Genomic DNA, 13,048 nt, shown 5'->3' with positions numbered 1-13,048 from the left:
TGGGGTGGCTCAGGGGGTGGGAGCCGGCAGGGAGCCGGCGCCCGACACGTGGAACTCGTGCGCCTCGTGCCAGCTGATCCGGACGCGCGCGCCACGCCGGCCCAGCACGTCCATGGAGGAGGTCCGCAGGTTCTGCTGCAGCGCGACGACCCGGTCCCCCGACTCCAGGTCGATCACGAAGCGGGTGACCGCGCCGGCGTAGACGACCTCGGCGACCGTGCCGAGCGCCTGCCGGTCCCCCGCGTCCGGCCCGCCCGCCTCCCGGTCGCCGCCGTCCTCGTGGACGTGGATCTTCTCCGGCCGCACGCAGACGTCGCCGATGCGGTTGGTCGTCCCGACGAAGCCGGCCACGAACTCGGTGGCGGGACGCTCGTACACCTCGGCCGGCGTGCCGACCTGCTGGACCCGGCCGCCGTCGAGGACGGCGATCCGGTCGCTGAGGGTCAGCGCCTCCTCCTGGTCGTGGGTGACGAACACGAAGGTGATGCCGGCCCTGCGCTGGATGCTCTTCAGCTCGACCTGCATCTCCTCGCGCAACTTCTGGTCGAGCGCGCCGAGCGGCTCGTCCAGCAGCAGCACCTTCGGCTCGTTCACCAGCGCCCGGGCGAGCGCGACCCGCTGGCGCTGGCCGCCCGACAACTCGCCGGGGCGGCGCGCCTGCATCCCGTCGAGCCGGACGCTGCGCAGCGCCTCCAGCGCCCGCTCCCGGCGCTTGGCCTTCGGCACCCTGCGCACCTTCAGGCCGTACTCGACGTTGCGGAGCACGTCCAGGTGCGGGAAGAGCGCGTAGTCCTGGAAGACGGTGTTGACGTCACGATCGAACGGCGCGAGCCCGGTCACGTCCCTGCCGCCGAGTTCGATCGTTCCAGAGGTCGGGCGCTCGAATCCCGCGATGAGCCGCAGCACGGTCGTCTTCCCCGACCCGGACGGACCGAGCATCGAGAAGAACTCGCCGTCCCCGATGTCGAGGTCGACGCCCGCCACCGCCTCGACGGGGCCAAAGGTCTTGCGAAGATCGCGGATCCTCACCGCTGAAGCCGGCATGACCGAAAACATATGGAGTCAGAGGTTTAAGTTCAAGTGATGGTCCGGTATCACTGTGTCAACACCGGGAGGGGGCCCATGGACAGCGCGCACCTCGTCGTGTTCGCTCCCGTCGACAACACCGCGCGGGTGCACGCGGTCGTACGGCGCTTGGGCGACGCGATCGCGCTCGGCCTCCTCGCTGACGGCGAGCAGTTGCCCAGTGAGACCGACCTGTCGGCATTTCTCGGTGTTTCGACGGTCACACTACGCGAAGCGCTGATGGCCTTGCGTCAACAAGGGCTCATCGAGACCCGCCGGGGGCGCGGCGGCGGCAGCTTCGTCCGGGCTCCTGCCAGGGCATTCGATCTCGACGAGCGGCTGCGTTCGCTCAGCGCTGAAGAGCTCCGCGATCTCGGCGACCACTACGCCGCCATCGCCGGGGCAGCCGCGCGCCTCGCCGCCGGGCGGTCGCTGCCCGGCGACGTCCGGCGCCTGCGGCGGTCGCTGGAGGAGATGGCCGGGGCGGGCTCGGGCAACGGGATGTGCCGGCTGGACGGCCGGCTCCACCTGGAGGTCGCCGCCGCCTCCCAGTCCGGCCGGCTCACCCGGGAGGAGATCCGGCTCCAGGCCGAGATCGGGCCGCTGGTCTGGGCCGTGCACGAGCTGCCCGACCAGCGCGACCGCGTCGACGCCGAGCATGCCCGGCTCATCGAGGCGATCGAGGCCGCCGACGCGGCCGGAGCGCGCGATGTAGCTGAAAGTCACGTCTCGAATGCGGTAGAACGTCTGATTGAACGACGGCTCGCACTCTGAGACCCCGAGGGGGACCCATGCCCGCCGAGCCACCGGCCGTCGGCGCGGCGGCGGCACACGTCCGCGCGACCCTGGACGGCGTCTTCACCACCGTGGCGCAGGTGCGCGACGCGACGGCGCGGTGCCTGGAGGACGTCCACCGCGCCGGGCGCGCCCCCGCCCGCGCCGACCTCGCCGCGCTGCGCCCGCTGCTGTTCTCCCATCTCGGCCCGATCGTCTGCGGCCTGGGGTTCATCGCCGCGCCGGGCCTGCTCGCCGACGCCGCCTGGTACCTGGAGTGGTGGCAGACCGGCCCGGCCGGGCGGCCGTCCCAGCTGCTGCGCGATCTGAACCCCGAGAGCAGCGTCCTGTACGACTACACCGACTGGGAGTGGTTCACGGAGCCGCAGGGCGGCGCCGAGAAGACCGTCTGCGGCCCCTACGTCGACTACCTGTGCAGCGACGAGTACGTCCTGACCCTGTCGGCGCCGGTGCGCGTCGGCGGGGTGTTCGCGGGCGTCGCGGCCGCCGACGTGTTCGCCCGGACGTTCGAGAACGAGGTCGTCCCGGCGCTGCGGGAGATCCCCGCGCCCGCCTTCGTCGTCAACGCCCCCGGCCGCGTGATGGCCTCCAACACCGCCACCTGGCCCCCGGGCGCGGTGTACCGCGAGGTGCCCGGCTACGCCGCCCGCCCCTGCGGGGGCGGCATCGAACGCATCGCCCTCGTCGTCGGCCGCTAGCCGCGCCCGGCCGCGGTCCCGGGGTCAGTCGGCGTCGGCGAGACCGAGGGAAAAGGCCTGCTCAAGGTCGTGCTGGGAGTAGGTGCGGAACGCGATGTGTGTCTCGGTGCCGGCGATGCCGGGGACCTTGTTGATGCGGCCCGGGATCACGTCGTTGAGCTCCTCGTGGCGGCGCACCCGGACCATCACCATGAGGTCGTGGTCGCCGGTGATGGAGTACACCTCGCTGACACCGTCCAGCGCGGCGATCGTCTCGGCCACCTCGTGGATGCGCGCGACGTCGGCCTTGACGAACACGATCGCAGTGACCACTGCACCCCTCCCCCACAGAAACGGACGCTCCGACCCTATCGGGGAGGCCGGCGGCGCCGGCGCGAGGGACGCCCCGGTCCGGGCCGGCCGTGGACGGCGGCGGCCGGTCAGCCGCGGCTCAGCGCGGCCAGGCGGTGGGCCGGGCCGGCGCGGCGGGCCAGGAGCGCGAACACCACGCCCGCCACGAAGCCGTAGATGTGCGCGGTGTAGGCGACGTTGCTCTTCTCGTCGCCCAGGGACAGCCACTGCAGGACGAACCAGTAGCCGAGCACCACCCACACCGGCAGGCGGATGACGATGACGGGCGGCACCCAGCTGACGACGCGGCCCCGCGGGTTGAGGATCACGTAGGCGCCCATCACCCCGGCGATCGCGCCGGACGCGCCGATGAGCGGGACGGTGGAGCCGGGCGACGTCCACGCGAACCCGTAGACGGCGACGAGCCCGAACGCCAGGTAGGCGAGCAGGTAGCGCCACCGGCCGAGCCGGTCCTCCACCCCCATGCCGACGACGAACAGGAAGACCAGGTTGCCGAGCAGGTGCAGGGCGCTGGAGTGCAGGAACATCGAGGTGAACGCCGTCGTCCAGGGCGCCTTGCGGAAGCCCGCGGGCCCGCAGTCGTGCACGACCTCGGTCGGCAGCGGCTGCTGGTCGCCGGTGGTCAGCTCCTTCGGCACGGCGCCGTACTCGAACGTGAAGTGCGTCGCCTTGCACTCGCGGACCGAGCCGTTGCCGTACCAGGCGGCGAAGTTCGACATCGGGGTGAGGAGGAAGACCACCACGTTGACGGCGATCAGCAGGTAGGTCACCCAGGGAACGCGCCGCGCAGGCTGACTGTCGTAGAGAGGCAGTGCCATGCGGGGTCGTCCTCCGGTTGCCGGGTGTACACCGTCACCTTAGTGGGCGGCGGGGCCCGTGCCGGGCCCCCTCGGGCCGCTCGTAGCTCCGGTCGTAGGCCTTGTCGATCCACTCGCGCAGCCCCTCGGCGCCGTGCAGCGGGCACGTCCACGGGCCGTCGACCTCGACCAGGCGCACGCCGGGCAGGTCGAGCCAGCGCAGGACGCACTCCATCTCCTCGGCGGTCGCGCCCTGCGAGGGGGGCGCGCCGAGCGCGACGCCGCCGGGCGCCTCCCCGGAGGGCGGGAACACCGTCTCGGCGGTCGCGACGAGCGCGTCGACGTAGGGGCGGGGCCGGGCGTTCGGCGGGACGGTGCCGGCGGCGGCGAGCCGGCCGTAGCGCACGACCGACAGCTCCCAGCCGCCGTCGAACGCGGGGCGGGCGGCCACGAGCTGGGGCAGCCGGGCCAGTGCCGCGAGCCGCTGCCCGCGCGCGGCGGCCCGGACGAACGCGGCGAGCCGGTCGCGCTGGGCGGCGGCCTCCTCGTAGCGCAGCTCGGAGGCCAGCCGGTCGATGCGGACCTGCGCGGCGGCCACGACGGGCCGCACGTCGCCCTCCATGATGGAGCGGGCCGTCCCGGTGTGGACGGCGTAGGCGTCGGCGGACTCGCGGCCGTCGCAGGGCGAGCCGCACCGGCCGAGCTCGGCGAGGGCGCACGAACGCGCCTTGCCGCGTTCCACCAGGCGGAGCGTCAGCCGCTGGGTGCACTGCCGCAGCGGCACGGCCTCGTGGAGCGCGGCGCGGGCCTCCTCGGCCTGCCGCCGCGAGGAGATCGGCCCGAGGTAGCGGGCGCCGTCGGCGCGGCACTCCCGCACGATGGACAGCCGCGGGAACGGCTCCACGGTCAGCTTCAGCCAGATCGCCCGCTCGGGGAACTTGGAGCGGCGGTTGTAGCGCGGCTTGTGCTCGGCGATCAGCCGCAGCTCGCGGACCTCGGCCTCCAGCCCCGTGGCGCACACGATGGTGCGGACGTTCTCGGCGAGGCCGACCATCTCCCGGACGCGCCGGCGCGTCTCCGAGCCGGTGAAGTAGCTGCGCACGCGCGAGCGCAGGTCGCCGCTCTTGCCCACGTACAGGACCTCGCCGGCGTGGTCCTCGAACAGGTAGACGCCGGGGGTGGAGGGGACGTCGTCGGCGAGGTGCCGCTTGCGGCGCTGCTCGGGGGTGGGCGCCTTGGCGAAGCCCCGCATCTCCTCCAGCGAGGTGACGCCGAACGAGCCGAGCCGCTCGATCAGGCCGTGCAGCACCTCCACGGTGGCGCGGGCGTCGGCGAGGGCCCGGTGCGTGGGCTCGTTGGACGTCCGGAAGAAGCGGGCCAGCGTGCCGAGCTTGCAGTTGGGCACCTCGTCGCGGGAGAGCACGCGCCGCGCCAGGTCGACGGTGTCGACGACCGCGAACGCGGGCCAGGCGTAGCCGTTCGCGGCGCACGCGGCCTTGAGGAAGCCGATGTCGAACGAGGCGTTGTGCGCGACGAGGACGCAGCCGCGCGCGAACTCCAGGAACGCCGGCAGCACCGACTCGATCCGCGGCGCGGCCGTCACCATCGCCGTGGTGATGCCGGTCAGCGCGGTGATGAACGGCGGGACGGGACCGCCCGGATCGACCAGCGTGCCGAGCTCGCCGAGCTCCTCTCCGCCGCGCACCTTCACCGCACCGATCTCGGTGATGGCCGAGTCGGCCGCCGAGCCGCCGGTGGTCTCCAGGTCGACCACCACGAAAGTGACGTCGCGGAGGGGGGTGCCGAGGTCGTCCAGGGTGCCCTGGACGCCGTGCCCCTGGGCTCCGCGCCCCGGGACTCCGCGCCCTTGGACACCGTGCGCAGCCGTCATGTGCGCGACCGTAGAGGACCCCACCGACAGAACTTCGTGCCGCTAGGGTTGGGGGGCGCCGGGACGTCCCGCCGGGCGGGGGCCGCGAGGACGGGCGGGAGGCATCCCGCCGAGGGCCGGGCGCGATCCGTCCGATCGCACGTTCGCCCTGGTTAGGGCGGGGCGCGCTCGGGAACACACAGCCCACCGGCGGCGCAGCCCGGAAGGAGCGGGATCATCGACAGCGGTCCCGAAGCGACCCCCGGCGACGGGGAGCCCGCGGAGAAGCCGACCCGCCCGCTGCCCGAGGCCGTTCGGCAGGGCGTGGTGGAGGTCGCCGCCGAGCTGATCGGGTCGCTGCCCTCCGACGAGGTCCCCGTGCCGCTGCGCCGGTTCGCGCGGTTCGAGCGCCGCAAGCGCGCCAGGCTCGCGGGCCAGCACATCGCGGCGGTGCTGGAGAAGGACGGGGAGTTCCGGCGCCGGGTCGCCGTGCCGCTCCGGGAGGCGCAGGCCGACCTGGTGGAGGCGGTCGAGGGCGGGGAGGTGCCGCCCGCGGCCGACCCGGTGCGCGTCGCGGTGCTGGCCTACCTGCTGCGCCCCGCGGGCTGGACCGGGCTGGTGGAGTCCGCGCGCGAGGAGCTGACGCGCTCGGCGACCGCGTCGGAGGAGCAGGAGGCCGAGCGCCGCATCGCCGCGCTGAAGGCCGAGCTGGCCGCGACCCGCGACGCCCGCGGCGCCGAGCTGGCCAAGCTGCGCACCGAGCTGCGCGAGACCAAGGCCGAGGTCGCGGACCTGCGCCGCAAGCTGCACGACGCGCGCACCCGCTTCCGGGCCGCGGAGGAGCGCGCCCACGCGGTCGCGGCGGAGACCGATCGCGAGCTCGCCGCCGCGCGCGAGTCGACCGCCGCGTCGGAGAAGGAGCTCCGCAAGCTGCGCGCCCGGGCCGTGCGGGCGGAGGAGGCGGCCGAGACCGCCAAGCGGGCCGCGCGCGAGGGCCGCAACGTCGACGACGTGCGGCTGCGGATGCTGCTGGACGCGCTCGTGGACGCGGCGCAGGGCGTCCGCCGGGAACTGGCCCTGCCCTCCACCATCGGCCGTCCCGCCGACGCGGTGGGCGGTCTGGAGCCGGACCGGCTGGCGCACCGCGCGCTGCCCGGCCGGGCCCTGTCCGACAGCGACCCGCAGCTGCTGGACCGACTGCTGACGCTTCCGCAGGTGCACCTGGTGGTGGACGGCTACAACGTCACCAAGACCGGGTACGGGGAGCTGCCGCTGGCCGACCAGCGCAGCCGGCTGCTTTCGGGGCTCGGCGGGCTCGCCGCGCAGACGCGCGCCGAGGTGACGTGCGTGTTCGACGGCGCGGAACTGGACGCGCCGGTCGCCATCGCGGCGCCGCGCGGCGTGCGGGTGCTGTTCAGCCGCCCGGGCCAGACGGCCGACGAGCTGATCGGCGAGCTCGTGCGGGCCGAGCCCCCCGGCCGGTCGGTGGTCGTGGTGTCGTCCGACCGGGAGGTCGCCGACGCCGCACGGCGCGCCAGCGCGCGTCCCTGCCCGTCCTCCCTGCTGCTGCGCAGGCTGGGCCGCTCCTAAGGTGCCGATAAGGCTCCGATAAGGCAAGCCTCGCCGTAAGTGATCATGTCGTCACTGAAAGTGGACAATATACACAGATGTCAATCAAAGAGTGATGAATCGGTTGTGACAGCTGTTGCCCCTCGCTAATGTCGGCGGCTGACGTCGTGGACGAGAGGGGCGAAACCGACCGTGGCCAATGATCACATCGGGGCACCGGCGCAGCGGCCTGGCCGCAGGGCAGGCTCTGCGGGCAGAGGCGGCTCCCGTCGCCTGGCGGCCGTGGCCGGCCTGACCGTGGCGGTCTCCCTGACCTGCTCCCCGGTGGTGGCGCACGCCGAGCCCAAGCCGACCCGGGCGCAGGCCCAGAAGGCGCTCGACAAGCTCAACGAGAAGATGGACCAGAAGGTCGAGCAGTTCAACCAGAACCGCGAGAAGCTCAAGGTCGCCAAGAAGAAGTTCGACGCCGCGACCAAGGCGAGCAAGCAGGAGCAGGCCAGCTTCGAGGAGCAGCGGTCCAAGATCGCTCAGATGGCGGCCACCGCCTACAAGAACGGTGACTCGGCCGACGTCACCGGCTTCGTCGGCAGCAAGGACCCGCAGTCGATCCTCGACCAGGCCGCCGTCTTCTCGCACCTGTCGCAGGAGCGCAGCTCCCAGCTCACCCAGTTCCTCGCGACCGCCCAGCGGCTCCGCCGCGAGCAGTCCCAGGCGAAGTCCGCCTACGACGAGGTGAAGTCGAAGCAGGACGAGCTGAAGAAGCAGAAGCTCGAACTCGACAAGCAGGTGAAGAAGCAGAAGGCGATCGTGCGCCGGCTCAGCCCGAACACGCCGTCGGGCTCGGGCGGCCCCGGCGGCGGCACCGGCGGCACCTACAACGGGCCGGCCAGCGGTCCGGCCCGCGCGGCGCTCGACTTCGCCTACGCCCAGCTCGGCAAGCCCTACTCCTACGGCGCCGAGGGCCCTGGCTCCTACGACTGCTCCGGCCTCACCATGAAGTCCTGGGCCGCCGCGGGCGTCGGCATCACCCGCACCACCAACTCCCAGTACGCCGCGACCAAGCGGGTGGCCAAGAGCAACCTCCAGCCGGGCGACCTGGTGTTCTTCAGCAGCCTCGGCCACGTCGGCCTCTACGTGGGCGGCGGCAAGATGATCCACGCCCCGCACACCGGCGACGTCGTCAGGATCGCCGACATCACCTCCGGCTACTACCTGAGCAACTACTACGGCGCAGGGCGCCCCTGACGCACCGCCCCGACACCCCCGCCCCGCGGGCGTGACGGAGCCTCATCGACAACGGACCAGGCCTGACCTGGTCCGTTGTTGGTTTTGGGGGGGTTTGCCTTCCTTTGGGGTTTTGGTACCTTGTCACCACTCACGGCGCCCTCCAGACGCCGCGGCCCCGCGGCGCCCACCCGGCGCCCCGGCCCCACGCGGCGCATCCAGCACCCGCGTGACGGCGGCGCGATCCACGTGCCGCTCCCCCAGGGCGGCACGCCCCACGTGCCGTCCCGCGGCGCCCGAAGGCGCCGCACGGTCTCGACGCAGACCGGCCTGTCCCGTCCACCGTGCGCACGCTCGCAGCGTGCATGGCGCTGAGCGCGCAGCCGCGGTGGCCTACACGGGGCAGATCCCCGGACGGTCCCGGAGACGGGCCGCCGTCCACCCACAACATCAGGCGCCGCTCGTTCGCACGCGGGAGACAGGTCCCGCGCCGGGCCCCATCTCGCCCCCAGGATCGCAGCGGCAGCGCCGAATCCGCTTCAGTGCGGAACCGGGGACCCATATCCGCCGGAGTTCGGACAACGTCTCCGAACGGGCATTCCGGCACCCGGGGTGAATCGGCGCGTCTCTCTCCGCAGTCCGGTGGGAGCCGCCGTAGGGCCACTTCCACGCCCGAACCCGTCAGCTAACCCGGTAGGCGTCTGGAAGAGAAGGAGTGAATCCCGCAGCGTTACCTGGGGCGTGGCCGCCACGCGGCCACGCCCCCACCCCCTGCACTCCGCGGGCGTCCGCGCCCGCCGAGATTCCCCATCCGAACCGGCGTGCCCGCCCCCGGGCACGTCACCGCCGAGTCCGCGGACCGCCGTGCCCTGCATGCGCGGCCGTCGTGGAACCGGGGACCCACTGCGTCCTTTTTGGGGTGAATCGGCCTGCCTTCACGGGCCGTAGGGCGGCTTCCACGCCCGAACCCGTCAGCTAACCCGGTAGGCGGCATGGAAGTCGAGGAGATCCCCCCGTGCCACGCTCGCACTGCAAGAAGACCCCCGGCAGGCACCGCAAGCCGAACTCCCTGTCCCTCACGTGGCGGACGACCGGCGGCGTGGTCGTCGGCGCCGCCGTGATCGGCACCGCCGCGGCCACCGCCCAGGCGTCGGTCCTGCCGTTCGGTTCCGCCCCGGCCCGGCCCGCCGCCGCGGCCGACCTGGCCCCGGGCCTGACGGCGCACGGCGACCCGTCCAGGCTCACGTCCCGGCGCTCGTCCGAGGACGAGCCCGAGACCACCGGCCCGAAGGCCCCGGCGAAGAAGAAGGACCGGCCCGCGCGGCCGCAGGCGACGACCTCCGCTAAGGCCGCCGCGAAGTCGCGGCCCACCGCCGCGCAGGCCATCGGGCTCGCCCGCTCGCAGGTGGGCGTCGAGGAGGACGGCGGCGGCGAGACCAAGTTCCAGGAGTGGTACATGGCCACGTCCCGCGCGCAGGAGACGCTCGCGCGCGACGGCGGCTCCCTCGACGGCTACGGGGACGCGAACTGGTGCGACATGTTCGTCTCCTGGGTGGGCGAGCAGATCGGCTTCACCGACCAGATCGGCAGCGACGCCTGGACGGTCGCCCACGCCCGCTGGTTCCAGGAGCACGGCCGCTGGGGCACCGAGCCGAGGCCCGGCGCGATCGTCTTCTTCGCGTGGGACGGCGGCGAGTCCGTCGACGACATCCAGCACGTCGGCATGGTGATCAAGAAGGTCGACGACGGCACGATCGAGACCGTCGAGGGCAACACCGACAACGCCGTCCGCGTAAGGGAACGTTCCACAGACGTCGTCGTCGGCTACGGCTACCCGGACTACCGGTCGTGACGGCGCCCCCCGTCCCGCGCCCTGCATAGGATCGCGCCCATGGAGGAAGGCCCCGGGCAGGACGCCCCCGTGACGCGGCGCAGGGTCCTCGCCCTCGGCGCGGGCGGGATCGGCGCCCTCCTCGCCGGCGGCGCCGGCCTGGCGGGCGCGCGCTCCGGCGGCGGGGCGGCGGGCGCCGGCGCGCGCCCCACCTCCCGGGCCGCCGGGACCTTCAGCCCGCACACGGCCGCCGCCGTTCTCACCAACCGCGCCCGCGCCGTCCGCGACGGCGACCGCATGGCGTTCCTCGCCACGGTGGGCGACGCCCCCGCCGCCTTCCAGGACGCCCAGTCCCGCGTGTACGGGAACCTCCGGAAGCTCCCCCTGGAAGGCTGGCGGGAGCGCATCGTCACGACCGAGGCCGTGGACGGCGGGACCGCCGTCGTCCGCGTCGAGGTGCGCTACCGGCTGCGCGGCTTCGACCGGAGCGACGTGGCCCGCACCCGCTACCTCACGCTGGCCCCGCGCGCCGGGACGTGGACGATCGTCGGCGACGGGACGTCCCGCGGCCTCGCCGACGACACCGACATCTGGGACTGCGGCCCCCTGACGGTGGTCAGGGGCCGCGCCGGCCTCGTCATCGGGGACGGCGCCGGCCTCGACGGCATCGCCGGGCGGCTGGACGCGGCCGTCCCGGGCGTCACGTCCGTGGTCGGCAAGGGGTGGGCGCAGCGGGTCGTCGCGCTCGTCCCCGCCGACGCGACCCTCGCCTCCGCGCTCGCAGGCCCCGGGCAGAGCCTCGGCCAGATCGCCGCGCTCGCCACCGTGGCCCCGGCCGCCGGGGGAGGCCGCGGCGAGGACCGCGTCATCGTCTCCCCCGGTACCTTCGGCCGCCTCAACGAACTCGGCCGCGACGTCGTCCTCGCCCACGAGCTGACCCACGTCGCCACCGGCGGCGCACGCGACCGGCGCACGCCGCTGTGGCTGATCGAGGGCTTCGCCGACTACGTCGGCTACCGGCACGTCAAGATCAGCACCCGGTCGGCGGCCGGCGAGCTGCGCCGCGAGGTCTCCGCCGGGCGCACGCCGTCCGCGCTGCCCGCCGCCGGCGCCTTCGCCGGCGGCTCCCCCCGCCTCTCCCAGGCCTACCAGGAGGCCTGGCTCGCCTGCCGGATGGTCGCCGACCGGTACGGTGAGGCGGCGCTGGTTCGGCTCTACCGGGCCGCGGGGCGCGCCCCGGAGGCCACGGCCCTGCGCGACGTGCTCGGCCTCACGCGGGAGCGCTTCACCGCACTCTGGCGCGACTACGTGAAGGAGGAGCTCGCATGAGCGAGGCGGAGACCGACGAGGACCGCGCCGAGGGCGCCGCCGCGGGGGCTCCCGGCGCCGCCCCCGCGCGGCGGCCCCGGATCGCCGCCGCCGTCACCGCCGCCGTGCTCTTCGCCGGGGTCGCGGCCGTCCTCGCCAGGACCACGCCGTGGAACCCGCTGCCCGGACACGTCCCCGGCGGGCGCGTGACACCCGACCCCGCGCTGGACTTCACCCCCGCCGAGATCGCCCGTTCCCGGGCGTTCGACTCGGCCGTCAACCCGCCCGCCTACACCGGGCTCCTCGTCGGCCTCGCCCTGATCCTGGTGCTGGGCTTCACGCCGCTGGGCGCCCGTTTCATCGGCTGGGCCACCGCCAAGCCCAGACGCAGGCCGATCCTCTCGACGGAGGACGACCCCCCACACCCCCCGAAGCGCCTCCGGCGCCGGCCGTCCCTCCCGAGGGGGGACGACCCCCCACACCCCCCGGAGCGCCTCCGGCGCCGGCCGTTGCGCATCATCCTCGCCGTCCTCGCCGTGACCACGCTCCTGCGCGTCGCCGGGCTGCCGTTCGACATCTGGAGCGAGTCCGTGCTGCGCCGGTACGGGCTGTCCACCCAGAGCTGGCCCGCATGGCTCGTCGACCAGGCGAAGTCCCTCGCCGTCACCTGGGTCATCTACACGATCGCCCTGCTGCTGCTCTACGCCCTCACCCGCCGCTTCCCGCGCTACTGGTGGACCGGCGCCGCCGTGGGCGGGTTCGTCCTCGTCGTCTTCGCCTCGTTCGTCTACCCGCTCGCCGTGGAGCCGGTGTTCAACAGGTTCCACTCGCTGCCCGCCGGGCCGCTGCGCAGCGACCTGCTGGCGATGGCCCGGCGGGACGGCGTGCCCGTCGAGGACGTCCTCGTCGCGGACGCGTCCCGCAGGACGACGTCGCTGAACGCCTACGTCTCCGGGTTCGGCTCCACGCGCCGCATCGTGCTCTACGACACGCTGCTGAAGTCGCCGCCCGCCCAGGTCGAGTCCATCGTCGGGCACGAGCTCGGCCACGCCAAACGCGACGATGTGCTGTGGGGCACGCTCGTGGGCGCGCTCGGCGTGGCCGGGGCCCTGTGCCTGCTGTACCTGCTGATGACGTCCCCGCGCCTGCTGCGGCGCGCCGGGCTCGATCCCGGCGTGCCCGGCTCCGGCGGGACGGGACCGGACGCGCGCCGCGGCGGCGGGGCGGCCGATCCGAGGTCCGTAGCGCTCCTCCTCGCGCTCGTGACGGCCGGGACGACACTCGCCGCCCCCGTCCAGAACCTCGTGAGCCGCCGCATCGAGGCTCGCGCCGACGCGCACGCGCTGGACCTCACCCGCGACCCGTCGACGTTCGTGTCGATGCAGCACGCGCTGTCCGTGCGCAACATCTCCGACCTGAACCCCGACACCGCGGAGTACCTCCTGTGGCTCACGCACCCCGCGGGGCCCGACAGGATCGCCATGGCCCGCGACTGGGCGCGCCTGCACCACGTCCAGGCCCCGCCGCCCCTTCGCTAGCC

The 13,048-nt window shown here is 73.9% G+C and carries 11 protein-coding genes and 2 riboswitches; of the genes, 7 read left to right on the top strand and 4 right to left on the bottom strand.

All coding sequences use genetic code 11. The features are described from left to right. Positions 1–9: 9 nt before the first annotated feature. Positions 10–1,044 (bottom strand): ABC transporter ATP-binding protein, encoded by a 1,035-nt coding sequence (locus tag BJ999_RS14185; RefSeq protein ID WP_179833741.1) that lies wholly within the window; start codon positions 1,042–1,044, stop codon positions 10–12. A 78-nt stretch (positions 1,045–1,122) separates the two neighbouring features. On the opposite strand from BJ999_RS14185, the gene BJ999_RS14180 reads away from it, so the two are divergent. Both BJ999_RS14180 and BJ999_RS14175 read left to right on the top strand, forming a co-directional pair. Continuing rightward, positions 1,123–1,839, top strand: coding sequence for a FadR/GntR family transcriptional regulator (locus tag BJ999_RS14180; RefSeq protein WP_179833740.1), 717 nt, complete (start codon positions 1,123–1,125; stop codon positions 1,837–1,839). 17 nt (positions 1,840–1,856) lie between these two features. Further along, positions 1,857–2,558 (top strand): cache domain-containing protein, encoded by a 702-nt coding sequence (locus tag BJ999_RS14175; RefSeq protein ID WP_179833739.1) that lies wholly within the window; start codon positions 1,857–1,859, stop codon positions 2,556–2,558. A gap of 24 nt (positions 2,559–2,582) precedes the next feature. Here the strand turns inward: BJ999_RS14175 and BJ999_RS14170 are convergent, their stop codons facing one another. From BJ999_RS14170 to BJ999_RS14160, 3 genes are all read right to left on the bottom strand, one after another. Further along, positions 2,583–2,870 carry an Lrp/AsnC family transcriptional regulator gene (locus tag BJ999_RS14170; RefSeq protein ID WP_179833738.1) on the bottom strand — a complete coding sequence of 96 codons (288 nt, stop codon included), beginning with the start codon at positions 2,868–2,870 and terminating at the stop codon, positions 2,583–2,585. Positions 2,871–2,977: 107 nt separating this feature from the next. Beyond that, a complete protein-coding gene (locus BJ999_RS14165) occupies positions 2,978–3,727 on the bottom strand; it encodes a rhomboid family intramembrane serine protease (protein WP_179833737.1) in 750 nt (249 codons plus the stop codon). Positions 3,728–3,761: 34 nt separating this feature from the next. Beyond that, positions 3,762–5,597, bottom strand: a complete 1,836-nt coding sequence (locus tag BJ999_RS14160) for a DEDD exonuclease domain-containing protein (RefSeq protein WP_179833736.1) — start codon at positions 5,595–5,597, stop codon at positions 3,762–3,764. Between the two features lie 303 nt (positions 5,598–5,900). On the opposite strand from BJ999_RS14160, the gene BJ999_RS14155 reads away from it, so the two are divergent. The 5 genes from BJ999_RS14155 (at position 5,901) to BJ999_RS14135 (ending at position 13,046) form a co-directional block, all read left to right on the top strand. Further along, the gene (locus BJ999_RS14155) at positions 5,901–7,166 is read left to right on the top strand and encodes an NYN domain-containing protein (RefSeq protein WP_229809897.1); all 1,266 of its coding nucleotides are present in this window, start codon (positions 5,901–5,903) and stop codon (positions 7,164–7,166) included. A 261-nt stretch (positions 7,167–7,427) separates the two neighbouring features. Continuing rightward, entirely contained in the window at positions 7,428–8,390 is a 963-nt protein-coding gene (locus BJ999_RS42940) for a C40 family peptidase (RefSeq protein ID WP_276530287.1), read from the top strand. Positions 8,391–8,885: 495 nt separating this feature from the next. Further along, positions 8,886–9,084, top strand: a riboswitch (cyclic di-AMP (ydaO/yuaA leader). Positions 9,085–9,219: 135 nt separating this feature from the next. Beyond that, a riboswitch (cyclic di-AMP (ydaO/yuaA leader) is annotated at positions 9,220–9,375 on the top strand. 9 nt (positions 9,376–9,384) lie between these two features. After that, complete coding sequence (locus BJ999_RS14145; protein WP_179833735.1) at positions 9,385–10,221, top strand: CHAP domain-containing protein; 837 nt, start codon at positions 9,385–9,387, stop codon at positions 10,219–10,221. A gap of 39 nt (positions 10,222–10,260) precedes the next feature. Further along, complete coding sequence (locus BJ999_RS14140) at positions 10,261–11,529, top strand: gluzincin family metallopeptidase (protein ID WP_179833734.1); 1,269 nt, start codon at positions 10,261–10,263, stop codon at positions 11,527–11,529. Further along, complete coding sequence (locus tag BJ999_RS14135; protein WP_179833733.1) at positions 11,526–13,046, top strand: M48 family metallopeptidase; 1,521 nt, start codon at positions 11,526–11,528, stop codon at positions 13,044–13,046. The genes BJ999_RS14140 and BJ999_RS14135 overlap by 4 nt, the downstream gene beginning before the upstream one ends. Positions 13,047–13,048 lie beyond the last annotated feature (2 nt).

The organism is Actinomadura citrea (genome assembly GCF_013409045.1).
Taxonomy (GTDB): Bacteria; Actinomycetota; Actinomycetes; order Streptosporangiales; family Streptosporangiaceae; genus Spirillospora; species Spirillospora citrea.
Note: the sequence above shows the minus strand (reverse complement) of the source record. Positions and strands in the feature narration are given on the sequence as shown.

What these genes read in the sequence shown, in the direction of transcription:
- BJ999_RS14185 (WP_179833741.1), bottom strand. Translation starts at nt 1,044, where the DNA reads ATGCCGGCTTCAGCGGTGAGGATCCGCGATCTTCGCAAGACCTTTGGC.
- BJ999_RS14180 (WP_179833740.1), top strand. Translation starts at nt 1,123, where the DNA reads ATGGACAGCGCGCACCTCGTCGTGTTCGCTCCCGTCGACAACACCGCG.
- BJ999_RS14175 (WP_179833739.1), top strand. Translation starts at nt 1,857, where the DNA reads ATGCCCGCCGAGCCACCGGCCGTCGGCGCGGCGGCGGCACACGTCCGC.
- BJ999_RS14165 (WP_179833737.1), bottom strand. Translation starts at nt 3,727, where the DNA reads ATGGCACTGCCTCTCTACGACAGTCAGCCTGCGCGGCGCGTTCCCTGG.
- BJ999_RS14160 (WP_179833736.1), bottom strand. Translation starts at nt 5,597, where the DNA reads ATGACGGCTGCGCACGGTGTCCAAGGGCGCGGAGTCCCGGGGCGCGGA.
- BJ999_RS14140 (WP_179833734.1), top strand. Translation starts at nt 10,261, where the DNA reads ATGGAGGAAGGCCCCGGGCAGGACGCCCCCGTGACGCGGCGCAGGGTC.
- BJ999_RS14135 (WP_179833733.1), top strand. Translation starts at nt 11,526, where the DNA reads ATGAGCGAGGCGGAGACCGACGAGGACCGCGCCGAGGGCGCCGCCGCG.